21 protein-coding genes are annotated in these 26524 nt (G+C 32.8%); 16 read left to right on the top strand and 5 right to left on the bottom strand.

The features are described 5' to 3' along the window. Nucleotides 1-52: 52 nt before the first annotated feature. The 5 genes from J3R86_RS10940 to J3R86_RS10920 all read left to right on the top strand — a co-directional run bounded on the left by J3R86_RS10940 (nt 53) and on the right by J3R86_RS10920 (nt 5011). Nucleotides 53-1129, top strand: coding sequence for a M42 family metallopeptidase (locus J3R86_RS10940; protein WP_207517313.1), 1077 nt, complete (start codon nt 53-55; stop codon nt 1127-1129). Nucleotides 1130-1315: 186 nt separating this feature from the next. Continuing rightward, entirely contained in the window at nt 1316-1981 is a 666-nt protein-coding gene (locus J3R86_RS10935) for an ABC transporter ATP-binding protein (RefSeq protein WP_207517312.1), read from the top strand. After that, nucleotides 1974-2750: an ABC transporter permease gene (locus J3R86_RS10930; protein WP_207517311.1), complete on the top strand. Its 777-nt coding sequence runs from the start codon at nt 1974-1976 to the stop codon at nt 2748-2750. The genes J3R86_RS10935 and J3R86_RS10930 overlap by 8 nt, the downstream gene beginning before the upstream one ends. Before the next feature lie 658 nt (nt 2751-3408). After that, a complete protein-coding gene (locus tag J3R86_RS10925; RefSeq protein ID WP_207517310.1) occupies nt 3409-4590 on the top strand; it encodes an MFS transporter in 1182 nt (393 codons plus the stop codon). Between the two features lie 163 nt (nt 4591-4753). Further along, complete coding sequence (locus J3R86_RS10920) at nt 4754-5011, top strand: type II toxin-antitoxin system Phd/YefM family antitoxin (RefSeq protein WP_207517309.1); 258 nt, start codon at nt 4754-4756, stop codon at nt 5009-5011. Nucleotides 5012-5292: 281 nt separating this feature from the next. Here J3R86_RS10920 and J3R86_RS10915 read toward each other — a convergent pair whose 3' ends face one another. Both J3R86_RS10915 and J3R86_RS10910 read right to left on the bottom strand, forming a co-directional pair. Continuing rightward, a complete protein-coding gene (locus J3R86_RS10915) occupies nt 5293-6639 on the bottom strand; it encodes a carboxylesterase family protein (protein ID WP_207517308.1) in 1347 nt (448 codons plus the stop codon). A 197-nt stretch (nt 6640-6836) separates the two neighbouring features. Then, on the bottom strand, nt 6837-8474 hold the full coding sequence (locus J3R86_RS10910) for an APC family permease (RefSeq protein ID WP_207517307.1): 1638 nt from the start codon (nt 8472-8474) through the stop codon (nt 6837-6839). 181 nt (nt 8475-8655) lie between these two features. Here J3R86_RS10910 and J3R86_RS10905 point away from each other — a divergent pair, with 181 nt between their 5' ends. From J3R86_RS10905 to J3R86_RS10865, 9 genes are all read left to right on the top strand, one after another. Next, nucleotides 8656-9255, top strand: coding sequence for a YdeI/OmpD-associated family protein (locus tag J3R86_RS10905; RefSeq protein WP_207517306.1), 600 nt, complete (start codon nt 8656-8658; stop codon nt 9253-9255). A 438-nt stretch (nt 9256-9693) separates the two neighbouring features. Beyond that, nucleotides 9694-10908, top strand: a complete 1215-nt coding sequence (locus tag J3R86_RS10900) for a betaine/proline/choline family ABC transporter ATP-binding protein (RefSeq protein ID WP_207517305.1) — start codon at nt 9694-9696, stop codon at nt 10906-10908. Nucleotides 10909-10910: 2 nt separating this feature from the next. Then, a complete protein-coding gene (locus J3R86_RS10895) occupies nt 10911-11546 on the top strand; it encodes an ABC transporter permease (protein ID WP_207517304.1) in 636 nt (211 codons plus the stop codon). Between the two features lie 16 nt (nt 11547-11562). Then, the gene (locus tag J3R86_RS10890; protein WP_207517303.1) at nt 11563-12501 is read left to right on the top strand and encodes an osmoprotectant ABC transporter substrate-binding protein; all 939 of its coding nucleotides are present in this window, start codon (nt 11563-11565) and stop codon (nt 12499-12501) included. 2 nt (nt 12502-12503) lie between these two features. Beyond that, on the top strand, nt 12504-13196 hold the full coding sequence (locus J3R86_RS10885; RefSeq protein WP_207517302.1) for an ABC transporter permease: 693 nt from the start codon (nt 12504-12506) through the stop codon (nt 13194-13196). A 440-nt stretch (nt 13197-13636) separates the two neighbouring features. After that, nucleotides 13637-15037 (top strand): MFS transporter, encoded by a 1401-nt coding sequence (locus J3R86_RS10880; RefSeq protein WP_207517301.1) that lies wholly within the window; start codon nt 13637-13639, stop codon nt 15035-15037. A gap of 148 nt (nt 15038-15185) precedes the next feature. Further along, nucleotides 15186-16118 carry a 2-dehydropantoate 2-reductase gene (locus tag J3R86_RS10875; protein ID WP_207517300.1) on the top strand — a complete coding sequence of 311 codons (933 nt, stop codon included), beginning with the start codon at nt 15186-15188 and terminating at the stop codon, nt 16116-16118. A gap of 113 nt (nt 16119-16231) precedes the next feature. Beyond that, nucleotides 16232-16705: a DUF1440 domain-containing protein gene (locus J3R86_RS10870; RefSeq protein ID WP_207517299.1), complete on the top strand. Its 474-nt coding sequence runs from the start codon at nt 16232-16234 to the stop codon at nt 16703-16705. Between the two features lie 40 nt (nt 16706-16745). After that, nucleotides 16746-17597: an NAD-dependent epimerase/dehydratase family protein gene (locus tag J3R86_RS10865; protein WP_207517298.1), complete on the top strand. Its 852-nt coding sequence runs from the start codon at nt 16746-16748 to the stop codon at nt 17595-17597. Between the two features lie 228 nt (nt 17598-17825). Here the strand turns inward: J3R86_RS10865 and J3R86_RS10860 are convergent, their stop codons facing one another. Next, a complete protein-coding gene (locus tag J3R86_RS10860) occupies nt 17826-19319 on the bottom strand; it encodes a serine hydrolase domain-containing protein (protein ID WP_207517297.1) in 1494 nt (497 codons plus the stop codon). Between the two features lie 231 nt (nt 19320-19550). Between J3R86_RS10860 and J3R86_RS10855 the strand changes: the two genes are divergently transcribed. Then, nucleotides 19551-21380 (top strand): APC family permease, encoded by a 1830-nt coding sequence (locus tag J3R86_RS10855; protein WP_207517296.1) that lies wholly within the window; start codon nt 19551-19553, stop codon nt 21378-21380. A gap of 60 nt (nt 21381-21440) precedes the next feature. Here J3R86_RS10855 and J3R86_RS10850 read toward each other — a convergent pair whose 3' ends face one another. Together J3R86_RS10850 and J3R86_RS10845 are read right to left on the bottom strand one after the other, a co-directional pair. After that, nucleotides 21441-23522 (bottom strand): cation:proton antiporter, encoded by a 2082-nt coding sequence (locus J3R86_RS10850; protein WP_207517295.1) that lies wholly within the window; start codon nt 23520-23522, stop codon nt 21441-21443. 463 nt (nt 23523-23985) lie between these two features. Beyond that, the gene (locus tag J3R86_RS10845; RefSeq protein WP_207517294.1) at nt 23986-25392 is read right to left on the bottom strand and encodes an amino acid permease; all 1407 of its coding nucleotides are present in this window, start codon (nt 25390-25392) and stop codon (nt 23986-23988) included. A gap of 291 nt (nt 25393-25683) precedes the next feature. On the opposite strand from J3R86_RS10845, the gene J3R86_RS10840 reads away from it, so the two are divergent. Beyond that, nucleotides 25684-26490 carry a metallophosphoesterase gene (locus J3R86_RS10840; protein WP_207517293.1) on the top strand — a complete coding sequence of 269 codons (807 nt, stop codon included), beginning with the start codon at nt 25684-25686 and terminating at the stop codon, nt 26488-26490. Nucleotides 26491-26524 lie beyond the last annotated feature (34 nt).

The following is a 26524-nucleotide window of genomic DNA, read 5'->3' as shown; positions in this document are numbered from 1 at the left end:
TGAGCGTCAATGTTACAATAGAAACATAATGATATTGGGAGGATGACACGGTATGGATCATTCAGTGAAACTTTTAAAAGATTTAACAGATGTTAATGGTATTGCAGGATATGAAATGCAAGTTAAATCACTCATGCGTGACTATATTGAACCTGTTAGTGATAGTATAGTGGAAGATAACTTGGGTGGCATTTTCGGTAAAAGAAATGCACGAAATGGTCAACATTCTATTATGATTTCTGGTCATATGGATGAAGTCGGATTTATCGTCACTAAGATTGATAAAGATGGCTATATTTTCTTCAATACTGTTGGTGGCTGGTGGAACCAAGTAATGTTGTCTCAAAAGGTAACGATTACAACTGATGACGGTAAAGAAATTAGAGGTATTATTGGTTCTAAACCACCACATGTCTTATCTGCTGAAGAACGCAAGCAACCGATAGATATTAAGCAAATGTTCATCGATATTGGTGTTAATAGTAAAGAAGAAGCTGAAAATGCAGGTGTTGAATTAGGTAATATGATAACACCGTATAGTGAGTTTGAAGTGTTGGCCAACGATAAATACTTAACTGCTAAGGCATTTGATAATCGTTATGGTTGTGCACTTGCGATAGATGTCTTAAATCAATTGAAAGATGATCACATTGATATTGATTTATATTCTGGTGCCACTGTACAAGAAGAAGTTGGTTTAAGAGGTGCTAAAGTTGCTGCTAATACAGTGAAACCTGATTTAGCTATTGCTGTTGATGTGGGTATTGCTTATGATACACCTGGAATGTCAGGACAAACGAGTGATAGTAAACTAGGTGGAGGTCCATTAGTGATTATGATGGATGCTACAAGTATTGCACATCAAGGTTTCCGTAAACATATTAAAGAAGTCGCTAACAAACATCATATTGATGTGCAATGGGATACAACACCTGGTGGTGGTACAGATGCCGGTAGTATTCACGTCGCAAATGAAGGTATTCCAACCATTACAATTGGTGTGCCATTACGTTATATGCACTCAAATGTATCAGTATTGAATGTTGATGATTACAATCATTCAGTTAAATTAGTAACTGAAATTGTACGCTCACTTAATGATGAAGTGTATAACCAAATGATGTGGTAATCTTCAATCATTCATTGGCCTTTAACTCGTAATTGGGTTAGAGGCTTTTTAAATTTGTTTTGAATAAGATGCAGTCTCACTAATTAACGACTTAATATTAAATGATGAAGAATTTTTAGAAAATAGGTTATTAAATTGTAATAATAGGGAATAACATACAGGATTGGGCAAAAAGGAGTGAAGCAAATGTTATTAGAGATAAAAGATCTTGTTTATAAAGCTGATGACAGGACAATTCTCGATAAAATGAATTTACAAGTAGATAAAGGAGAAACGATTGCTATTGTTGGACCATCAGGTAGTGGGAAAAGTACTTTGCAAAAGCAAATATGTAACTTGATAAGTCCGACAAGTGGGGAACTTTATTTTAAAGGTAAAGCATTTAGTGATTATAATCCTGAAGAATTAAGACGACATATTAGCTATTTAATGCAAAATAGTTATTTGTTTGGAGAAACGATTGGCGATAATTTGAAATTTCCTAGTATTGCACGCAATGATTCATTTGATGAGCAACGTGCTAAGCAATTAATTAAAGATGTGGGATTGAGTCATTATAATTTGGATTCCGAAATAGAACATATGTCAGGTGGAGAACGTCAAAGAATTACTATCGCGAGACAGTTAATGTATATACCAGATTTATTACTATTAGACGAATCAACAAGCGCGTTAGATGTACATAATAAAGAAGTTATTGAAGATATCATTTTCAAATTAGCTACGGATAAAGGTGTAGCAATCATGTGGATTACACATAGTGATGATCAAAGCATGCGACATTTTCAAAAACGCATGACCATTGTTGACGGTAAAATTTCAAAAGTAGAGGAGCTGAAACATAATGAGTAATACAGCACTCTGTCTAACAGCGTTATTATTAATTGTACCGATTATCATATCGTACAAAGAAGGCTTACATATTATCAAAGATTTAGTAGTGGCTACGATTAGAGCAATTATTCAATTAGTTATCTTAGGTTTCTTATTACATTACATCTTTAAAATCAATGATAAATGGTTACTTATTCTATGTGTCTTAGTCATTATTATTAATGCCTCATGGAATACAATTAGTCGTTCATCACCAATTATGCATCATGTATTTTGGATTTCCTTTACAGCTATTTTTATTGGTACAGCTTTACCATTAGCAGGAACAATTGCAACTGGTGCCATTCATTTTACAGCCAATGAAGTCATTCCAATTGGCGGGATGTTAGCTAATAATGGTTTGATTGCCATTAACCTAGCCTATCAAAACTTAAATCATGCCTTTGTAGAAGAAGGTACTGAAATCGAGTCTAAGCTATCATTAGCAGCAACACCTAAATTAGCATCAAAAGGTGCTATTCGTGAAAGTATTCGTTTGGCTATTGTGCCAACGATAGATTCAGTGAAAACATATGGTTTAGTATCAATTCCTGGTATGATGACGGGTTTAATTATTGGTGGCGTTCCACCCTTACAAGCGATTAAATTCCAATTGTTAGTGGTCTTTATTCATACAACAGCAACGATTATGTCAGCATTAATTGCGACTTATTTAAGTTATGGCCAATTCTTTAATGCTAGAGATCAATTGATTTCACGTAATACAGATATTAAAGAATCAGAATAGAAGATAGTTGATGAAATGATTACAAAGCGATTTAATGATAATGCAATAAAAAGGTTCTCTATCAAATTGGACTGATTTTAAATTATTCACTTGTTACTTATTAGTTCTGAAAATTAAAAAACCAAGAAAAGCAGTTTGGAAGGTCATCCAGACTGCTTTATTATATCTTCAGATTGAATTTTTTAGCTCGATAGTGAAATAGACACCTTTAGAAGAAGGATTGATGATGAAAGTGCCTTGTGTAGGGATTGAGACAAAAAGTATTTTACGCTTAAAATTAAGCATTTGGCAGTAACTGTCTAGTTTTTAAAATGTTAAGCAAGCAATGTTTTATTAAGATTAGTTAGTCTTACTGGAGTGGGGCAATGAAATAAATTTTTGACAAGATTTATTTCTACCCTACTCTTTTATTTGTAGAAATGCTCATTAAGACATTAATGATTAAATTTTTAATGAGCTTCACGTAAAGTTGAGTCATTCAAACACAACAAATTAGCAGTACTTAATGTTTGAAGTACTTAAATTTGCAATATTTTCAGTATAAAAATACAGAAATTGACTACTAAATGTTATATAATAGAACGGTTATAAAAATATTAAATACTAATATTTTTGGGGAAATATGTTATTAGCAAAATTTAAGAAAGGAGACGTAAACATGTCGATAATGCGTATTATTACGTTTATTTTAAGTGTCTTTATTGTAGGTATGGTTGAAATGATGGTCGCAGGTATCATGAATTTGATGAGTCATGATTTACATGTTTCTGAAGCGGTTGTAGGTCAATTAGTGACGATGTATGCATTAACCTTTGCTATCTGTGGACCGATATTAGTGAAGCTAACCAACCGTTTTGCTTCTAGACCTGTCTTATTATGGACATTAGTTATTTTTATTATAGGAAATGGCATTATTGCTGTGTCACCAAACTTTACCATCCTAGTCATCGGACGAATTATTTCATCAGCAGCAGCTGCATTAATCATTGTTAAAGTATTAGCACTTACAGCGATGTTAACTGCTCCCAAAAACAGAGGTAAGATGATTGGTTTAGTATATACAGGGTTTAGTGGTGCTAACGTGTTTGGTGTGCCAATCGGTACGATGATTGGAGATTTAGTAGGCTGGCGTTATACCTTTGTCTTCTTAGTTATTGTGAGTATTCTTGTAGGTGGTTTGATGATGATATTCTTACCTAAAGAACAAGAGCTGTCTGCGGCACATATCAATCAAGATCAACCGACACACGATAATAATGTGACATCTAAAATTTTAAGACCAGCAGAAGTAGCAAAATATTTAATTATAACTTTCTTAGTATTAGTGGCAAATTCAGTGTCATTTGTATATATTAATCCGTTAATTTTATCCAATGGTCATGAGATGTCGTTTGTCTCTATTGCTTTATTAGTTAATGGTGTAGCAGGCGTTATCGGAACATCACTGGGTGGTATTTTCTCTGATAAGTTAACTAGTAAACGCTGGTTAATCATTTCCGTATCTATTTTTATCATAATGATGTTGTTAATGAATGTGTTATTGCCAGGTTCAGGTATATTATTAATTGGTTTATTTATTTGGAATATTATGCAATGGAGTACTAATCCCGCTGTACAAAGTGGTGTCATTGAACACGTTGAAGGCGATACAAGTCAAGTCATGAGTTGGAATATGTCTAGTTTAAATGCTGGTATAGGTGTTGGTGGTATCGTAGGTGGATTAGTGATATCTAATATTTCAGTGCAAGCAGTAACGTATACAAGCGCCATTATTGGTGCATTAGGTTTAATTGTCATCTTCACTTTGAAAAATAATCACTATGCTAAAAAATATAATTAAGTTAATGTCATCGATATGTCACTACAGAAAATATGATAATAAAATGGAAGTCCTCTATAAAGATGAGTAAGACATGCTCATTTTGTAGAGGACTTTTGTGTAGTTGAATAAAATATTTGATATAGATTATAATAATTGCAACTTAATGTAGGAGGTTAGTCTGATGAACATTACTACATCCGCAGATGCGAGGAAAGGCTTTTATCAATTATTAAAAGATGTTAATAACAACCATGAACCGGTTTTTATAAATGGGGAAAATAAAGAGAATAATGCAGTAATCATTAGCCAAGAAGTTTGGAATAGTATTCAAGAAACGGTGTATCTTGAAGTGACAGGAACAATGAATAAAGTCAGAGAAAGAGAAAAAGACAATTCTGGTACAAGTAATATAGATGATATAGACTGGCATCAATTGTAATGACAAAATAAATTAGTGATTTTTTGAGTGAATTTGGTTTTTTAATGTATGATTATCATAAAGAAATAGATGTAAAATAAAATCAAAGTCCTCTATAGAGTTGAGCTTGGGACAAAAGAGTTTCCGCTTAAATTCAAGCATTTGGCAGTAACTGTCTGTTTTATAAAATGTTGATAAATCAACGTTTTACAAACCTAGTCAGTCTTGCCGGAGTGGGATTACGAAATAAATTTTATTTAAAAATTATTTCGTAATCCCACTCCCATTTTATAGAGGACTTTTTATATATAAACATGACGATTGTTGTTAGTGTAGCGAGGCCAAGGCATGGTACCCGTACGCGCAAAGTGAACTAAATCATGTTGCATGCGCAGACTCAATTGACGAACAGGTTTAGTGACAGTAATATGATGTGCTGTTAAAATTTGAAGATTTCCAAACCAAAAAATCATATCTAATATATGGTAAGCACTAGAGAATAACGAATCGCATTGATCATACCAAGCAAATTCAGCCAACCATAATTCTGATTGTTTTACTGATAGCTGTGATAAAAACTGTTGTGCAGGATATTTAAAATACCAGTTAGTGATAGCTTGTGACTGCTGTTTAGCAGATGTAACATAGTTTGCTTCTACGGTAATATCATTTAATGCCATGACTTCTACAAAGCGTTGAGGTGATAATTTTTTATGTTCATTTTTAATATAAATATAACCTTCATCAGTCGTATAACATACAACAATAGGATGATTAGAAGTCGTTTGTTCTGAGATGTCTATAGTTTGAATAGGTGCATATATCAACTCCAAGCCTTTGGATTTGCCATGAACTTCATCCATCTTGTCCATTAACATTAATATATTAGCAGTTGTTAATTGTTGGACATCTGTTAAATTTAACTGCTGTATCATGAGCTGTCTAAATTGCTGAGCTTTAATTTGGGCTTGTTCAATCGTATCTAGCCTCAAAGTACCACTTAATAATATAGCTTTATGATACAAGTTGTTGACTTGAGGCATTCGCATCAATGCCATGATACTCATACTCCCAGCAGACTGCCCCATCAATGTCACATTGTTAGGGTCTCCGCCAAAAGATGCAATGTTACGCTTGACCCATTTTAAAACATTGATTTGATCAGACAAGCCATTATTACTATGGTAAGCACTATCAAAGTGGGACCAATCAAGAAATCCTAATGCGCCTAAGCGATAATTAAAAGTTATGATAATGATATCGTGATTGTCAACGACATGTTCAGGATTATATAGTTCTGCACTACCATGACCGTTAACAAAGCTACCGCCATAAAAATATATGATAACAGGCTTATTCGTCCTGTGATTGTGCTGTTTCCATATGTTTAAATATAAACAATCTTCATTTTGTGCGATGGTCGTTTGTGATTGTGATGAGAAAAATGTTTCCAATTTATTATAAGGTTGTGGTGGGATAGCTTTAAAATTTGTCGCATCAATAGGGTCGTTCCAATGGTCAAGTAAGATTGAATGTTTAAAACGCTGTTCGTTAATAGGGGGATGGGCATAAGGGATGCCCAAAAAGATGTCTAAATTATCTTTAGTAAAACCATTGATAAGACCACTTCGACTACTTACTTGAACCATGCAATCACTCCTTTACTAGTATCATATCATGTTTGAATTTACTTTTTTCAATAGTCCACAAAATAGAAAAAAGGAGTGAAGCTACGTCATCAATAAAAAAAATGTCGTAATTTCACTCCTGTAAGATATTCAGGTAATCCCTGCCATCTGCTATAGAAGATATTTTAACGCTAAAACGCAGTTAGTTATAAACGTTGTTAGTTATTATTATTTTCTTCATTCAATGTTTCAGTCATTTTAGTATTAATACGTTTGGCTCTTCTGAAATAAATACTTTCAAATGAACTTGATGTACCAATTAAATAGAAAATAATTGCCATGACAATAATAACGATAAAGTCGTATGGATAATGAATCCAGTTTAAGCCATTAAATTCTTTACTACCTATGAATGATAAGAAGGATAGGACGATTAAGTAGACAATAATCCATAAGCTACCACCAATTTGTTTCTTTGTATTACGCCAATTCATACGATATTCGTAGAAGAAATAAATTGGCAAACCAAGAATGATAATTAAAATGACTTCAGCAGTTGTCGGCCACATAGCCCAATAAATGGCTAATGAAGCCAAGACAAATGATAATGGTGCCATAAATTTTAAAATTTTCGCTCGGAATGGACGAGTCATTTTAGGCCCCATTTTACGTAAAGCAATAACCGTTGTTGGTCCTGTTAAATAAGCCACTAATGTCGCAGTAGAAATTACTGCTGCTAACGTACCCCAATCTCTAAATAATGTCACCATTAACATACTGATAATGGCATTAAAGATAATGGCAACACGTGGAATATTATATTTATGATTAATGTTTCCTAAAAACTTAGGAATATGACCATTTTTTTCCATTGCTTGTAACACACGACCAGTTACAGCTACGAATGAGACGCCAGTACCAAATGGAGATACGACAGCTTCGATATAAAGTAATATTGCAAGCCAATTAATACCTAATAAAATAGCCATATCTGCAAATGGTGAGTTGAAATTAATACCGCTCCAACCACCGTGGGCATGTAACATAGATGCTGGCATTGAAGTAATAAATGTACTTTGCAAAATAATATATAAAATAGCACTTAATGATAATGAAATCACAATACCACGAGCGATATTCTTTTCAGGATGTTTAATCTCAGAACCCATATTAATAATCGTTTGGAACGAGTTAAATGAGAAGATAATTCCTGAAGCAGTTGTAGCTGCAAAAATTGGTGCACTACCATAAGGCATAAATGTGCTAACTGAATGTCCATAATTCGATGTGTCGAAACCAGATAACATTAACATAATAATAGTTAATGTTGGAACCCCAAGTTTAAAGAATGAAATTAAGCTTGTGAATGATGTTAATAATTTAACTGACCAGTAATTTAATAATGAAAAAATAATGATAATAACATAAACAGCTAATAAACCAATGGTACTAATTGAGCCGTTATGCATGAGATGTGCCATTGGTTTAGCCCAACTCCATGGCCATGAACTCATATATTGCACTGCCGAAACAGCTTCTATAGGTATAATAGTAACTAATGATACCCAGTTAGCCCATGCTGCAATGAATCCTAATAAAGAGCCGTGAGTATATTGTGCATAGTTACTCATACCTCCAGATTGTGGGAACATTGTACCGATTTCAATATAGTTATAGGCTATAGTCCCTATAACAAGAAATCCTATAATCCAAGATATGATTGCTGCTGGACCAGCAATAGATGATGCTTCCCACGCACCGAATAACCAACCAGAACCAATTAGTGATCCTAGTCCTAATAATACTAATTGGGAGAGATTGATTTTGTCGTTATTTGATTGTTGTTCTTTGCTCATAAATACTCCTTCGTTTTCCCCTTTAATTCGAAAAAAATAATATGTGACAATTATACGCTTATAGCATGAATAGTCAATATAATTTAATGTGTATTTGCAATAAAGCGGATTAAATTAGTTTTTTAAAATAAATAATTATATAATAAAGATAATTTAAGATATGGAAAGTGGAGTGACGCACATGTCAGAAAAAATAGCTAACCAACAAGTAGAAGCATTTTTACAACAAGACAGTCAATGGCAACAAGAGTATCAATATTTAAGACAACTCATTTTCGAGCAAACAGAACTTGAAGAAACATATAAGTGGATGCATCCTTGTTATACAATAAATAATAAAAATGTTGTTCTTATCCATGGTTTTAAAAATTATGTAGCATTATTATTTCATAAAGGTGCCATTTTAGACGATCAGTATCAGACGTTAATTCAACAGACTGACAAAGTTCAAGCAGCTAGACAATTACGTTTTACAAGTCTAGACGAAATCAAGGAACGTACGTCTGAAATTAAGTATTATTTAGAGCAAGCGATTGAAGTTGAAAAAGCTGGTAAAAAAGTAGAAATGAAAAAAACAGAAGATTACATTATACCTAAAGAATTAGAAGAAACCTTTGAAGCAATGCCACAGCTTGAATCATCATTTTATAAACTGACACCAGGTAGACAACGTCAATATATTCATCACATTTCACAAGCTAAGCGTAGTGAAACAAGAAAAAAACGTGTTGAAAAATATATCAATCAAATTTTAGCAGGTAAAGGTATGCACGATAAATAATAGATAAACATTTAGTGCTGTACTGCGCCAACTATTTCAGAAATTAAACATTTGTATTAGTCTTTTCACATGATTGACATTATTTTATGAAAAATAAATGAATTTTATTTTTTAATAAAATAGTGTTTAGAAAATATGAAATAGTGAATTAGTTGCCAATAGTGAAATAATACTGTTTAATATTATTATATAGAGTATGTTAGTTCTAAATGTCGAATATAAAGATGTTACATCAAAGTATGAGGACATCCTTTAACATACAATTGATCCGATAACTTTGAAACATCTTCATATACAAAAAAATTACAATTCTACATAACCAAGGCCAAAGTGTGCACTTGTTTAACTTATGACTCTATTTGTTTAACATATGCTGTTTTGGTCTTTTTTATTTGTATATGTGTTGACATATTTTAGTACGCGAAAGGGGAAACAAAGATGTTAACGATTAAGAACTTAACTAAAATTTATGCAGGTAATAAAAAAGCTGTAGATAATATTTCACTAGATATTAAATCTGGAGAGTTTGTCGCATTTATTGGTACGAGTGGTAGTGGTAAGACCACAGCTTTACGGATGATTAATCGCATGATTGAAGCGACTGAAGGTCAAATTGAAATAGATGGTAAAGATGTTCGTAGTATGAATCCTGTAGAATTACGACGAAGTATTGGCTATGTCATACAGCAAATTGGTTTAATGCCTCATATGACAATTAAAGAAAATATAGTCTTAGTGCCTAAATTATTAAAATGGTCAAAAGAGAAAAAAGACGCTAAGGCTAAAGAATTAATTAAATTAGTCGATTTACCTGAAGAATATTTAGATAGATATCCAGCTGAATTATCAGGTGGACAACAACAACGTATAGGTGTAGTTAGAGCATTGGCTGCTGAACAAGACATTATTTTAATGGACGAACCATTTGGCGCACTTGATCCTATTACCCGAGACACATTGCAAGATTTAGTTAAACAATTACAACAGCAACTAGGAAAAACCTTTATCTTTGTTACACATGATATGGATGAGGCCATTAAATTAGCAGATAAAATATGTATTATGTCACAAGGTAAAGTAGTTCAATTTGATACACCAGACAATATTTTAAGATATCCTGCAAATGATTTTGTGCGTGATTTTATAGGTCAAAATAGATTGATTCAAGATCGACCAAATAAAAAGACTGTTGCAGATGCGATGATTAAGCCTATTACAATTAGTGCAGATGATTCATTGAATGATGCAGTTAATATTATGCGACAAAAACGAATTGATACTATCTTTGTTGTTAGTAATGACCAGCGTTTATTGGGCTTCCTAGATATTGAAGATATCAATCAAGGTATTAGGGGACATAAAGAATTAATTGATACGATGCAACGAGATGTCTATAAAGTGAATATTCATTCAAAGTTACAAGATTCAGTACGCACAATTTTAAAAAGAAATGTTAGAAATGTTCCAGTCGTTGATAGCGACAATCATTTAATTGGACTTATTACACGTGCCAATGTCGTAGATATCGTTTATGACTCCATTTGGGGAGATAATGAAGATGATGACACAACAATAGGTGAATCACTTGGATATACAACTAACGAGCAACAAGAGAAAGAAACTCAAGAGAATAACAATATAGGGGTGGATTAATTATGAGAGCATTTCTTCATGAATATGGAGGGCAGCTTGTATCAAAAACAATCGAACACTTTTATATTTCTATAATGGCGTTAATCATTGCCATTATTGTTGCTGTCCCACTAGGTATTTTATTATCCAAAACAAAACGTACAGCTAATATTATTTTAACTGTGGCAGGTGTCTTACAAACGATTCCAACGCTAGCTGTGTTAGCAATCATGATTCCGATATTTGGAGTAGGAAAAACACCTGCGATTGTCGCTTTGTTTATTTACGTGTTACTACCAATTTTAAATAACACTGTGTTAGGTGTTCAAAACATAGATAGTAATATTAAAGAAGCAGGCAAAAGTATGGGGATGACACAATATCAATTAATGAAAGATGTCGAATTACCATTAGCCTTACCACTCATTTTAGGTGGTATTCGTTTGTCAGCAGTTTATGTGATTAGTTGGGCAACTTTAGCAAGTTATGTTGGCGCAGGTGGTTTAGGAGACTTCATATTTAACGGACTAAATTTATATGATCCAGTGATGATCGTTAGCGCAGCTATCTTAGTTACTTTACTCGCATTAATTGTGGATTTCGCGCTGTCACTTATTGAAAAATGGGCAGTACCCAAAGGGTTAAAAATATCTAGATAGTAAGGAGGAAATAAGTATGAAGAAGTTTAAAACGATGATTGTCATGCTCATTTTGTCTCTTACTGCATTATCTGGATGTAATTTGCCAGGATTAAGCGGTAAGACAACTGAAGATGACGTTAAAATTACTGCAGTAGCCACTAGTGAGTCACAAATTATTTCGCATATGGTTAGATTATTAATTGAACATGACACTAAAGGCAAAATTAAACCTACATTAGTTAACAATTTAGGATCTAGTACGATTCAACATAATGCATTAATGAATGGAGATGCCAATATTTCTGGTGCACGTTATAACGGTACTGACTTAACAGGCGCGTTAAAAGAAGACCCAATTAAAGATCCAAAAAAGGCTATGGAAGTTACACAGCAAGGTTTCCAAAAGAAATTTGATCAAACATTTTTTAATTCGTATGGTTTTGCTAACACCTATGCATTTATGGTAACGAAAGAAACAGCGAAAAAATATCATTTAGAAACAGTATCTGATCTAGAAAAATATAGTAAAGATTTACGTTTAGGAATGGATAGTTCTTGGATGAACCGTCAAGGCGATGGTTATCAAGGCTTTAAGAAAGAATATGGCTTTGATTTCGGTACGATTCGTCCAATGCAAATTGGTTTAGTCTATGATGCCTTAAATTCCGGGAATTTAGATGTGGCATTAGGATATTCTACAGATGGACGTATAGCAGCATATGATTTAAAAGTCTTAAAAGACGATGAACATTTCTTTCCTCCATATGATGCTAGTGCAGTAGCAACCAATGAATTGTTGCGTAAGCATCCAGAAGTGAAGCAATCTATAGATAAACTAGCTGGTAAAATTTCAACTAAAGAAATGCAGAGACTTAATTATGAAGCGGATGGTCAAGGTAAAGAACCGGCTGTTGTGGCAGAAGAGTTCTTGAAAAAACACCATTACTTTGATGATAAGAAAGGTGGTCAATAATCATGGAAGGTAATTTATTACAACAATTATTTGATTATTACGTTATGAATTTCGGCTACCTCTGGGAACTATTCTTCAAACATTTGTTGATGTCAGTGTATGGTGTACTATTTGCGTCAATTATCGGTATTCCAATAGGTATTTTATTAGCAAGATATACTAAATTGTCAGGTTTCGTTATTACGATTGCTAATATTATTCAGACGGTTCCTGTGATTGCGATGTTAGCTATTTTAATGTTGGTCATGGGATTGGGATCAGAAACTGTAGTCGTAACAGTGTTCTTATATGCTTTGCTGCCAATTATTAAAAATACGTATACAGGTATAGCAGGCGTAGATGACAATATTAAAGATGCAGGTAAAGGTATGGGTATGACGCGTAATCAAGTATTGCGTATGATTGAACTACCACTATCAGTATCAGTTATTATTGGAGGTTTACGCATTGCGCTAGTTGTAGCCATTGGAGTTGTAGCAGTTGGTTCATTTATCGGTGCGCCAACATTAGGTGATATCGTTATTCGAGGTACAAATGCCACGGATGGTACAACATTTATATTAGCAGGCGCTATTCCAATTGCCTTAATTGCTATTATTATTGACGTTGTACTGCGTTTATTAGAAAAAAGACTAGACCCAGCTATTCGTAATGCTAAACGCCGTGCCAAACATCAACCACAACGTGTAAGTTAGTTTTGGCATGTTACAAGTAATGGGTATTGTATGATTCGTAAAGATAAAAAATGATAGGTAGTGAGTAGACATAAATTATTAACAATTCAAACTTAATACTACTCTGACTCCGCCCCATTAAGAGTAACTAGAATTGTAAGATGTTGTTTTTGTGACATCTTACAATTCGGACAGTTACTAACTAATGTTTGAAAATATTAAGTTAAGCCGCTTAAATGTTGCATACGCTTACATAAAAACCGGATGATACATAATGATTGTGACAGAAATTGTAGTCATATTGCATGAAAAAATATTTATATAAAATTACTACAATGATGTAAAAATACAAAAATGTTTCAGGATTTATTTATAATTTTCTGCAAAATTATGATAATGTGTCTTAATATATATCATATAATTAATTTGGGTTTTAATTATTTAGGAGGAAGTATAAATTCATGGACACTACAAAAGAATTTAAAGGAAACAATAGATTGTTATTAGGTATCGTACTCGGTGTTATTACCTTTTGGCTTTTTGCGCAATCTCTTGTTAACTTAGTTGTCCCATTGCAAGCAGCATATAACAGTGATGTGGGTACGATTAATATTGCTGTTAGTTTGTCCGCATTATTTGCTGGTTTATTTATCGTTGGTGCTGGTGATATTGCAGATAAATTTGGACGTGTGAAAATGACGTATATTGGTCTTGCATTAAATATAATTGGCTCAATATTAATTATTATTACACCCTTACCAGCATTATTGATTGTTGGACGTATCGTTCAAGGCTTTTCAGCAGCATTTATTATGCCTGCTACCTTAGCTATCATTAATGAATATTATATTGGAACAGAAAGGCAACGTGCGTTAAGTTTCTGGTCTATCGGCTCATGGGGCGGTAGTGGTATTTGTACAATGTTTGGTGGCTTAATGGCAACACATCTTGGTTGGCGTTCAATATTTATTGTTTCTATTTTATTAACGTTACTCGCGATGTGGCTTATCAAAGGTACGCCTGAAACAAAAGCACAACCTAATGATTCTACGAAAAACGAAGCTAAAAAGTTTGATGTTATTGGTTTAATCTTGCTAGTTATTGTGATGTTAAGCTTGAATGTTGTAATTACTCAAACTTCTAATTTTGGTCTAGTATCCCCACTTATACTTAGCTTAATTGCAGTCTTTATCATATCTATTATCGCGTTTGTTTATTACGAAGAAAAAATTAAGCATCCTTTAGTTGATTTTTCTATTTTTAAAAATAAGGGTTATAGTGGTGCAACAATTTCTAATTTTCTATTAAATGGTGTTGCTGGTGGTACATTAATTGTTATCAACACGTATTATCAACAACAATTAGGATTTAATTCAGAGCAAACTGGATATATCTCACTAACATATTTAATAGCTGTATTAGTGATGATTAGAGTTGGAGAAAAAATATTAGCTAACTTTGGTCCGAAAAGACCTTTACTACTAGGAAGTGGCTTAGCTGTACTTGGCTTAATATTATTATCATTAACATTCTTACCTGATATTTGGTATATCATATCTAGTATTGTTGGTTATTTATTATTTGGTGCTGGTTTAGGTCTTTATGCTACACCATCAACAGATACAGCAGTCGCTAGTGCGCCTGATGATAAAGCTGGTGTGGCATCTGGTGTATATAAGATGGCCTCATCACTTGGGAATGCATTTGGTGTAGCAGTGTCAGGTACGGTATATACAGTCTTAGCAGCAAATTTAGATTTGCATTTAGGTGGCTTTACCGGCATTATGTTTAATGCCACACTAGCATTAATTGGCTTTTTAGTCATTTTATTCTTAGTACCAAAAAATTTAAGAAATTCATAAATATAAGTTTAAAGGCGATGTTGGGGCATCGTCTTTATTTTGTCACTAAATTCAAGAATATTCTGTTATTTAAATGGTATAAAATTGACGTTGCCTAGTTAAAGTAGTATTTTAAAAACAAATTAACACTTTTAATGGAGGTATTTTTATGAGAATAGCAGTAGCTGGTTCAGGCGCATTGGGAAGTGGATTTGGAGCAAGATTATATCAAGCTGAGTATGATGTAACGTTAATTGATAGTTGGGAGCCTCAAGTACATGCTGTAAAGAAACAAGGGCTTAATATTGTAATCAATGGAGATAATTTTAATTTAGATATTCCAATTTATCAGTCAACTGAGATCCCTGAAAACGCAATCTATGATATGGTATTTTTATTTCCTAAGTCAATGCAACTTAGTAGTGTCATGGATTATATGGCGCCTCACATAGATGACAATACAATTATAGTTTGTACAATGAATGGATTAAAACATGAACGGGTATTAAATAAATATGTTAATGAATCACAAATTGTTAGAGGTGTCACAACATGGACTGCTGGCATTGAAAGTCCAGGACATACACATTTATTAGGTAGTGGACCTGTTGAAGTTGGTGCATTAGTTGATGAGGCTAAGCCACAAGTAGAGAAAGTTGTAACAGTCTTAAATGACGCACGTTTGAATGGTGTCGTTAGCCAAGATTTACATCAATCAATATGGAAGAAAATCTGTGTTAATGGTACAGCTAATGCTTTAACGGCTGTATTGGAGTGTAATTTAGCTGCACTTAATGAAAGTGATTATGCACAAACATTAATTTATAAATTAACACAAGAAATCGTCCATGTAGCGACAGTGGATGATGTACATTTAAATGTGGATGAAGTATTTGAATATTTAATAGATTTAAATGACAAAGTAGGACCTCATTATCCATCTATGTACCAAGATTTAATTGTTAATAATCGAAAAACTGAGATTGATTATATTAATGGTGCAGTAGCTAAATTAGGAAAAGAACATCAAATTGCAGCACCGATTAATCAATTTATTACAGACTTAGTCCATGCTAAAGAAAGTCAACGTGGCGCACAATAATATGAAGTTATAACGATATCATCACGCCAGAATCAACAGGACATCACTAATATAGTAACCTCATTTTTAAATTGTTGATTAATTATAAAATAAAGAAAGAGAGAGGTAATGTTATGGCGAATGCGTATAAGAAAGTTATAGTAACAGGTATTGTTGGAGGCTTTTTAGGTGGTGCAGTAAAAATAGGATGGGAAGCATTATTTCCACCGCGTACACCGAAACGTGAAGAAGAGCCACCACCAATGACGATGTTAAACCAATTACATCTTCCTGATAGTATTAAAAATGCGACTTATCATTATAATGGTAATGATATTCCGTTAACAGTTATGGGTGTGCATTTTGGTTTTTCAATTGCCAATGCGTTGTTCTATGCTGTACTAGCTGAAAAATATCCAAAAGTGACATGTTTAAGGGGATCTATCTTTGGTATTGTTGTTAACGTTGCTTTTCATGAATATTTACTACCGATGTTGAAGTTAACACCGAAAGTGAAGGATTTACCAAAAGAAGAACGACTTTCTGAGCTTTTTGGTCACATTGTGTGGATGAATACGATAGACTATGTTCATGATGCAACAAAGTAATTTTGCGTAATAAACTAAAATAGAAAGAAAAGGTGTTATGATGAGTAAAATTTTTGTTACAGGAGCAACAGGTTTAATAGGCATTAAATTAGTTCAAAGATTGAAAGAAGAAGGTCATGAAGTTGCTGGCTTTACGACATCTGAAAATGGTCAACAAAAGTTGGACTCAGTTAATTGCAAATCTTATATTGGAGACATTTTAAAAGCAGAAACAATTGATGCAGCGCTTGCTGATTTCAAACCAGAAATTATCATTAATCAAATTACTGATTTAAAAAATGTTGATATGTCAGCTAATACTAAAGTACGTGTTGAAGGTTCTAAAAATTTAATCGATGCTGCTAAAAAACATAATGTTCAAAAAGTGATCGCTCAAAGTATTGCGTTTATGTATGAACCAGGTGAAGGATTAGCAACTGAAGAAACACCATTAGATTTCAATTCTACGGGTGATAGAAAAATCACTGTAGATGGTGTTGTAGGATTAGAAGAAGAAACTGCACGTATGGACAATTACGTAATACTTCGTTTTGGTTGGTTATATGGACCAGGAACTTGGTACGGTAAAGATGGTATGATTTATAATCAATTTATCGATGGCAATGTGACATTATCTGATGGCGTAACTTCATTTATTCATTTAGATGATGCTGTTGAAACATCAATTCAAGCAATAGATTTTGACAATGGTATTTACAATGTTGCTGACGACGAACCAGTAAAAGGTTCAGACTTCGCAGAATGGTATAAAAACCAATTAGGTGTTGAACCTAAGATTGATATTCAACCAGCACAACCATTTGAACGTGGTGTAAGCAATGATAAATTTAAAGCACAAGGTGGTACTTTAATTTATAAATCATGGAAAGACGGCATGAACCCAATTAAATAGTGATGCTTGTCTCCCTAATTGGACTGATACATAATTATTCATTTTTTATTTATCAGTCCTAAAATAGAGAACCATAATAATAAATAAGCTCTATGTTATCCATATCATTTGAATGGATCGCATAGAGCTTAATTTTTTGTCATTAACAGATATTTGAAATGTCATAATAGCAATATATTAGTGCTTAACTGTGTTGAATAATTGCCTAACTGTTTTAGTTTGATATCTTTAACGTCGTTGTCCACTATTCAATACTAATAACGATAGCATTAATATCGCCAAGAGTGCTAATACGATACTTATTAAATCAACTTTAATCTCATTTGGCAGCCAAGTTAAGACGAACATCCAATCATTACTTCCAAGAATGAAATATGGTAATAAGTATATGACTACTAGTAACATCACAATGATAAAAATACATAACCAACTAACAATCGAAGTATACTTCAATTTTCTAAGAGAGATTTCATGATGTTTAATACGCCAAACTCTATAACCCATCATCGTGGCACACAATAGTAAAATGGCTGTAGCAATAACAGTTATAATATTAAAATCATTGCTATGGTGACTCAATGCATTTTCAACAGTTGAATAATGATCATTATTAATGATTTGAGTACTTATGTGATCAATTAATGATGGTATATATTCAGAGTTGAGATTAGCTAATACGACAATACCATAATGCTTATTGTTATTTAACAAAATATATGATGAAAAATTATCTAAAGTGCCTTGATGAAAGGCAATGTGTTCATCGTCATTAGTAAACCAACCAGAGGCATAACCATTAGCGTTAGGTTCTCCAGTTGCTTTTGCTAAGGTTTGATGAGATTGTTTAACAATGTTTTGATATTTTGATGGTGGATCTAGTTGTAATTTCATCCATTTTTCTAAGTCATTTGTAGAAGTCATCATAAATGCTGCTGGTGTATCCCAACTATTGAATTCAGGCTTTGTTGCATGTGGTGTTGTACCTTCTAATTCATAACCAGTAGCTTGCATCTTATTTTTAGAATTAGACGTTTTAAATGAAGTATGAGACATATGCAATGGTTTTAACCAATGTTCTGTCATATATTGTTGGTAAGACTGATTAGAAACGTGTTGAATGATTAAACCTAATAAATCATAATTCATATTAGCATAATTAAAAGTATCTCCAGGCTTATCATCTAACGCTTTGCCGTTAATTTCTTTAGTTAAATCACTAAGCTGATTATGTTTAGTTGTGACTTTATCCTCGCTAGTAATATCACCTGAGATACCACTAGTATGATTAAGTAATTGTTTAATAGTAATGTCTTGCTTTTTATCTTTATATGTCATATGAAAATTTGGGATGTATTTGGATATAGAATCATTTAAATTCAATTTATGTTGTTCAGCAAGTTGTAATATAGCTAATCCGGTAAATGCCTTAGTATTGGAAGCAATTTCAAATTTTGTATTTGGCGTTACTTTTTCTTTGTCAGCAATATTTTGATAACCGTAACCTTTGTTTAAGAATACTTTACCATCTTTAATAATTAACACTGAAGCACCAGGGATATGACCTTTGTTCATCTCGTGCTTGATAATAGTATCGACATGTTGTTCGGAATCGTGAGTTAGTAGCGTTTTAGTATTGCTTGTTGTTGTAAGATAGACGCTTAAAATGATTGCAGTAATCATAATTACGATAATTGAAATAAAATAAAGATTTTTAATAGTCATGCCAGTATCCTTAATGTGATTGATTTTTTCACTAAATTGTAAAAATATAGTTTATTATAGCAGGTATTATTGAAAAATATATCAATAAGTCTTGTATATTTACAATCCTTTTGTAAACTTAGCTCTATATAAGTGTAATAGTACAATTAAAATGTTAAGTAACTCTCTATACAATTTGGCAAGATGAGAGTATAGTGATATCCAAAAGTACTAATAAAGGAATAGGGGCTAATGTTCAATCAATTAAAAAGACTTATTATAGGACAACCGAAAAAGAACAGGGAACTTAAAAATGAAAAGATTACAAAAATAAAAGGTTTAGCTATTTTATCTTCGGATGCATTATCTTCAGTAGCTTATGGACCTGAACAAATTTTAATTACATTATCTGTCATTGGTGCTGTTGCAACATGGTATACATTACCTATTGCTGGTGCAGTATTAATATTATTAGCAGCATTAATTATGTCATATAAACAAATTATTTATGCTTATCCTAAGGGTGGCGGTGCCTATATGGTATCGAAATCTAATTTAGGGGAGAAGTGGGGATTACTTGCAGGTGGTTCATTGTTAGTTGACTATATCTTAACCGTTGCAGTTAGTATCTCTTCTGGTGCAGATGCCTTTGTGGCAGCATTTCCTAGTTTGTATGATCATAAAGTGCTTATTGCATGTTTGTTAGTGCTGTGTATTTTAGTATTAAATTTACGTGGTTTGACTGAGTCAGCTACTGTATTATCTTACCCAGTGTATTTGTTTATTTTTGGCTTAATTGTACTCATTGTTATTGGTACATGGAGAGTTGCAACTGGCGATATACAACCTAATATTCATGCAACTGTTGGTACATCAGTTCCAGGCGTTACATTATTCTTGCTATTAAAAGCATTTTCATCCGGTGCCGCGTCGTTAACTGGTGTCGAAGCTATTTCTAATGCTGTAACTAACTTTAAAGAACCTAGCGCTAAAAATGCTGTTAAGACATTAGTAGCAATGGGTGCGATTTTAGCATTCTTACTAGTTGGTATTATAGGTTTAGCATATGTCTATGGCATTATGCCGGAACAAGAAACAACAGTGTTATCACAATTGGCAACACATATTTTTGGTGATAACTTTGCATTTTACTTTATCCAAGCTACAACAGTAATGATATTAGTATTAGCTGCAAACACAGGATTTACAGCATTTCCAATGTTAGCAGCATCTATGTCGAAAGATAAATATATGCCTAGAATGTTCACAGTGCGTGGTGATCGTTTAGGATATTCTAATGCTATTATTATTTTAGGTGTCTTAGCTATTGTGTTAATTATCGCTTTTGATGGTATGACTGAAGATTTAATTCCATTATATGCTGTAGGTGTGTTTATTCCATTTACGTTAGCGCAATTTGGTATGGTTATTAAATGGTTTCATGAACGACCTAAACATTGGATAGCCAAATTATCTGTTAATATGGTGGGTGGCTTAATTACTTTTGTCGTATTTATGATATTGCTCATCACTAAATTTAGTCAGGTTTGGCCGATATTGATTTTCTTACCATTTGTCGTTTTATTCTTTATGAAGATTAACAAGCATTATTGTGATATCGCTGAACAGCTTCGCTCTGAAGTAGATGTTCATAATGTTGAAGTTGTAGACCGTAATTTAGCAATAGTTCCAATTACAAGTATTACAACAGCTGTCGATAAATCAATTTATTATGCTCAAATGCTTGCTAATAATGATGTTATTGCGGTGCACGTATCATTTGGCGATGAAGATGAAAAAGCATTTGTAGAGAAATGGAAGAGACATTTCCCTGATGTTAGACTAGTGATACTACACTCGGAATATCGTAGTATTATTAGACCAATTTCACGTTTCATTGATAAGATTAATCGTAAAGCTAAAGATCAAAATTACATGATTACAGTCGTAGTTCCAGAATTTATCACTAAAAAGCGTTGGCATAATTTATTGCATAACCAAACAAGCTTGAGAATGAAACTGTATTTAATTTATCAAAAGAATGTTAACGTGTGTACGATACCATTTAAACTTAAAAAGTAATGTATTAATATATAACAAGCCCCGTTGAATGTAACATGTTCAACGGGGCTTTTTTAATAGTTATGATTTAGATTCTTGTGCAAGTACAATTTCATTATAGTTAATATTTTCTCTAATTTGTGCAGCGACAGTATTATCGATTTTACTACGTCTAATCATTTGGTCTAAATAATCACGTTGTAAATAGAGTGCTTGCAATTTATGATTGCTAAAGATTTCATGTGGAACAGAAGGTAAACGATTTTCAGGATTTTTTTGTAATTCCCGACGTTGTGCTTGCCATTTAAGTGAACGACTAATGTTATAAAAGTGATTAATAACAATGTTAACTTCTAGTACATTATCTGTCGTTTGTTCTTTTCTTAAACGTATCGTAATGTTATGCGTCACAACACGCATAATTTTTTGTACATCTTTAAAGCTATTATTAAATTCTTGTTCTCTTGTTTCTCGATCTTCAGCTTTAGAATGTTTAAAAGCTTTTAGACGTAGTAAGAACATTTTAAAGAAATTAGCAATTTTTTCTACAACATTAGCATTACGATGATTCTCTGATAATTCAATGACTGTACGATAGTTGTTGATATCTTGATATGTGGTTTTACCTTTGTCAATTAATCGTTCTAGCGTTTCAGTTTCTACAGTTTTAGCAATGTCTTCTAGACGTTTTAGCTCTTTAGTGTTTTTGTTATTCGGTTCAGAATTGAGTAGGAATAGTAACTCTCCATAGTATTGATTAATGACTGGACGATAGTCTATGTCTTTATCTTTTTTATTTAACTCTGTAAAATGTTCAATCACTTTTTGAACCATAAATATTTTGGCAGATTGATAAGTCATACCTTCGAAGATAGGTTTGTTAGCTGAAGGCGTTATAAATGGTAAAACGACTTGTGCTAAAACCAAACTAATAAGTACCATCAATGAGGCAACGAATAATAAGTCATTACGATATTCAAATGCTTTCCCTTGAGCAATGATATACGGTAGTGTTAATGCCATTGATAGTGATATGGTACCGTGAATGCCACACATTGTCATAATAAAGGCATAACGAAGCCTAGTGGGCGGTTGTTCATTAACTGTATTATCATCATCCAAATAAGATTGGATATTTTTAGGGTAATAAAAGTCATTAAACCAGAAATAAACCCAAATGAAACGACAGACATAGATTGCTAACGCTATGAGTAACGTTGTTGTAATTAGAAATGATAGATTTTGTGGTTCAGTTTTTAAAATATCAAGAACAACGGTAGGTACTATAAAGCCTAATACAACAAAAACGAAGCCATTCAAGGCATAGCTGAAGGTATTCCATATTTGGTGATAATTCATTTGTAATTCAGTTTGTGCTTTGATTAGTCGGTCATGCTCTAAACCATGAATTAAACCAGCTACAACAACGGCGATAATCCCTGACGCATGGAGTTCTTCTGCAAGGAAATAGACAGCAAAAGGTGTTAATAATTGAATGAAGGTTAAAGTATTATTATCTTTAAGCCCTTTATTGGCTGTTAAATCAATACGAACTCTGATGATAATAAATCCTACAATTATACCAATTAAAATACCGATAATTGTTGATATGATAAATTGCTCAATGGCATGAAAAGCTGAAAATGAACCAGTGATTAAAGCTGTGACTGCTATTTTAAAGGAAACGATACCAGCTGCATCGTTGAGTAAAGATTCACCTTCAAGAATAGACATTGAACCTTTAGGTAACACTTTACCACGGGTAATTGCTGAAACTGCTACAGCATCAGTAGGACAAAGTATTGCGGCTATAGCGAATGCTGCTGGCATTGGTAATGAAGGCCAAATCCAATGTATGAAGTAACCAACACCGATAACAGTTGTAAAGACGAGAGCCATTGCCATTAATAATATAGGTTTTCTATATTCTAATAATTTTTTACGTGATATATGAGTGCCTTCAACAAATAATAATGGAGCGATAACAGCAAACATAAATACTTCTGAATTGAATTCAAATTCTACATCGATAGGAATGAAAAATATAAGTGCACCTAAGGCGATTTGTATAAATGCTGTTGGTATTTGCGGAAAACGATTGTTGATGACTGAACTAATCACAACAGCAAAGATAAAAATTAAAAAAGCTTCTAATAATTCCATGACTTACTCCTCAAAAAGTTTAATAGTTTATATTTTATCATTTATAAAACCAATTGACATTAAGAAGTTCTAATTTCTCTGAAATTTTAGAACCTCTTATGCAATTGTAGCGAAGCTAGCAATTGTAATCCTCAAAGAGAGGCGAGAGAAACGAGCACAGGTTCTAATTTCTCTGAAATTTTAGAACCTCAAGCCCAGCTGGCATTGCTTGTAGAATTTCTAGAGGAAATTCTCTGTGCTGGGTCCCAATGCAATTGTAGTGAAGCTAGCAATTGTAATCCATAAGGAGAGGTATTTTTAAATTCATCTATTTCATTAATGTATCTTCAAATAGCATGTTGTTGTTATCAATAAAAAACCATTGACTGTTATTGGTAATATCATTACGTTTGTGAGGACATTTTATCATCCTTTAAACGATACTACCTATACAATCAATGGTGTTATTTATATTATAAAGTTGTTAGTTTTCATATCTGAAATGATTACTATCTTGTCGTTTTTGTTCTGCAGCTAAACGTTCAGCATTTGATTTATACTTTTTATAATAGAAGAAAAGGAAGATAAACCAGAATGGTGAAATAAATATTGCTGCTCTTGTTTCGTCACTAAAGAATAATAGTATAAAGACAAACAAGAAGAATGCTAAAATTATATAAGCAATTGGACGGCCTCCAACTAACTTAAATTTACTATTTTTATGTGCGTTAGGATGCTTTTTCAAATACATAAGGTATGCCACAATAATCATTGCCCAAACAACTAAGAATAATACTGTTGATAGGGTCGTAACATAAATAAATAATTGAATAGCATTCGGAAAAATAAAGTTAAGTAATGCTGCAACTAATAATGTGAGTGATGACACAAACATTGAAAGATAAGGAACACCATTACTATTCGTCTTACTTAATACTTTAGGTCCTAATCCTTGTTGTGATAAACCAAACAAAATACGACTATTTGAATAAATACCACTATTGGTTGCTGATGCAGCTGCAGTTAAGACAACAAAGTTAACGATACCAGCTGCAAAAGGGACACCAATTAATGTGAATAATTTTACGAAAGGACTGCTATCAGGATTCATTTCATTCCAAGGAATGACAGACATGATAACTAACAGACCACCAATGTAAAATAATAGAATTCTAATAGGAACATTATTGATGGCTTTTGGCAAAGTCTTTTCAGGGTCTTTCGTTTCACCAGCAGTAACACCTATAAGTTCTATACCTATAAAGGAATATACCGCGATTTGGAATGACATTAAGAAACCAAATGTACCATTTGGGAAGATACCTCCGTGATTCACTAGATTTCCAAATGATGCATGACCATAATGGGTCTTAAATGAACAGAATATTAAGACTAGTCCGACAATAATCATCGCAATAATTGTAACAACTTTAATAATTGAGAACCAAAATTCTAATTCCCCAAATAATCTTGCTCCCAATAAATTGAAAGAGATTAGGATGAGCACAATAAATAGTACAGTAATCCAGTTTGGAACTTGTGGATACCAAAAAGCAAAGTATTGTCCCATTGCAGTTAAATCAGACATACTTGAAACAATCCAACATATCCAGTAAGTCCAACCAATGACGAACCCACCAAAGGGACCTAAATATTCATTAGCAATATCTACAAATGAATTGAATTTAGTATTACTCAATAATAATTCGCCTAAAGCACGCATAAAGGCAAATAATACAACGCCGATAATCATGTAAGTGAATAATAGTGAAGGTCCAGTTAATGAAATTGTTTGACCAGAACCTAAGAATAATCCAGTACCTATGGCACCACCAATCGCAATTAATTGGATGTGTCTATTATTCAACTCTCTATGTAATTTTCTTGCCATGTCGTTCCTCCTCGGGATAAAGCAAATAAAAAAATAAATTGCATGAAAGCGTTTTCTTATTTATAAATATTATAGAAAACGAAAAAATAAAGCAATTATTTTTTGAAATATAAGAAAATACATTGATTTACATAGTCAATGATAAATAAAACTTATCATTTTATTATTTGGTAATAAGTTTTATATGGCAAAATTTTATCATAATTGATATAAAAATCCATTTATTATAAAAAGTGGCGTAGTTATGCCATAATAGATGTCATTTCATATAAAGCAAAGAAGGGTATATTTGTGAGAATTGGAGCTATTTCAGATTTGCATGTTGATAGACATAATGTCTTAACATCAGAAGATTATTTAGCAGCGCTTGTTGTAGCTGTTAATAGTAAGCATATAGATATTTTATTGTTAGCAGGGGATATTGCTAATCATTTTGAAATCACTACGCATTTTATACAAAGATTAACTGACAAAATTGATATACCAGTATTGTTCGTTCCTGGGAATCATGATTTTTGGCAAGCAGCTACATTATCTACGCCAGATATATTAGCTAAGTATCAACAACTCGACCAATGTTTAATAAATCAGCCGTATATTGCAAATGAAGAATGGGCCATAGTAGGGCATACGGCTTGGTATGATTATAGTTATGCCAATGATAAATTTTCACTTGAACAACTCGAAAGTGGTAAACATTATGGCGCAACATGGCAAGATAAAGAAAAAATTTCTTGGGGAATAAGTGATCAACGTTTATCAAGGTTAGCAGCTGAACAAGTTGAACAAGATATTAAGAAAGTAGGAAATAGGAAGATAATTTTAATGACACATATGGTCACACATCATCAATTCGTAGTACCCACACCACACCGAATTTTTGATTTTTATAATGCTTATATTGGAACTAGTGATTTCGACGATATTTATCATCGATATCATATACCATTTAGCATTATGGGTCACGTTCATTTTAGAAAAGTAGTGTCAGAGCAGGGAACAACATTCATGTGTCCATGTTTAGGGTACCCAAGACAATGGCGCACAAATGATATACAACATGAAATGGTTCAAACTTTAATGACGTTTGAGATTTAAAGACGAAAAATAGTAAAAGCGACACTAATGACAT

Origin of the sequence: Staphylococcus simiae (assembly GCF_017357005.1) — a bacterium.
GTDB classification, from domain to species: Bacteria; Bacillota; Bacilli; order Staphylococcales; family Staphylococcaceae; genus Staphylococcus; species Staphylococcus simiae_A.
This window is presented reverse-complemented; position numbering and strand designations above follow the sequence as displayed.

Coding starts and splice junctions, on each gene's coding strand:
- J3R86_RS10865 (WP_207517298.1), top strand. CDS start 16,746: ATGAGTAAAATTTTTGTTACAGGAGCAACAGGTTTAATAGGCATTAAA.
- J3R86_RS10850 (WP_207517295.1), bottom strand. CDS start 23,522: ATGGAATTATTAGAAGCTTTTTTAATTTTTATCTTTGCTGTTGTGATT.
- J3R86_RS10885 (WP_207517302.1), top strand. CDS start 12,504: ATGGAAGGTAATTTATTACAACAATTATTTGATTATTACGTTATGAAT.
- J3R86_RS10930 (WP_207517311.1), top strand. CDS start 1,974: ATGAGTAATACAGCACTCTGTCTAACAGCGTTATTATTAATTGTACCG.
- J3R86_RS10895 (WP_207517304.1), top strand. CDS start 10,911: ATGAGAGCATTTCTTCATGAATATGGAGGGCAGCTTGTATCAAAAACA.
- J3R86_RS10855 (WP_207517296.1), top strand. CDS start 19,551: ATGTTCAATCAATTAAAAAGACTTATTATAGGACAACCGAAAAAGAAC.
- J3R86_RS10860 (WP_207517297.1), bottom strand. CDS start 19,319: ATGACTATTAAAAATCTTTATTTTATTTCAATTATCGTAATTATGATT.
- J3R86_RS10925 (WP_207517310.1), top strand. CDS start 3,409: ATGTCGATAATGCGTATTATTACGTTTATTTTAAGTGTCTTTATTGTA.
- J3R86_RS10880 (WP_207517301.1), top strand. CDS start 13,637: ATGGACACTACAAAAGAATTTAAAGGAAACAATAGATTGTTATTAGGT.
- J3R86_RS10905 (WP_207517306.1), top strand. CDS start 8,656: ATGTCAGAAAAAATAGCTAACCAACAAGTAGAAGCATTTTTACAACAA.
- J3R86_RS10940 (WP_207517313.1), top strand. CDS start 53: ATGGATCATTCAGTGAAACTTTTAAAAGATTTAACAGATGTTAATGGT.
- J3R86_RS10900 (WP_207517305.1), top strand. CDS start 9,694: ATGTTAACGATTAAGAACTTAACTAAAATTTATGCAGGTAATAAAAAA.
- J3R86_RS10915 (WP_207517308.1), bottom strand. CDS start 6,639: ATGGTTCAAGTAAGTAGTCGAAGTGGTCTTATCAATGGTTTTACTAAA.
- J3R86_RS10910 (WP_207517307.1), bottom strand. CDS start 8,474: ATGAGCAAAGAACAACAATCAAATAACGACAAAATCAATCTCTCCCAA.
- J3R86_RS10920 (WP_207517309.1), top strand. CDS start 4,754: ATGAACATTACTACATCCGCAGATGCGAGGAAAGGCTTTTATCAATTA.
- J3R86_RS10890 (WP_207517303.1), top strand. CDS start 11,563: ATGAAGAAGTTTAAAACGATGATTGTCATGCTCATTTTGTCTCTTACT.
- J3R86_RS10935 (WP_207517312.1), top strand. CDS start 1,316: ATGTTATTAGAGATAAAAGATCTTGTTTATAAAGCTGATGACAGGACA.
- J3R86_RS10845 (WP_207517294.1), bottom strand. CDS start 25,392: ATGGCAAGAAAATTACATAGAGAGTTGAATAATAGACACATCCAATTA.
- J3R86_RS10870 (WP_207517299.1), top strand. CDS start 16,232: ATGGCGAATGCGTATAAGAAAGTTATAGTAACAGGTATTGTTGGAGGC.
- J3R86_RS10875 (WP_207517300.1), top strand. CDS start 15,186: ATGAGAATAGCAGTAGCTGGTTCAGGCGCATTGGGAAGTGGATTTGGA.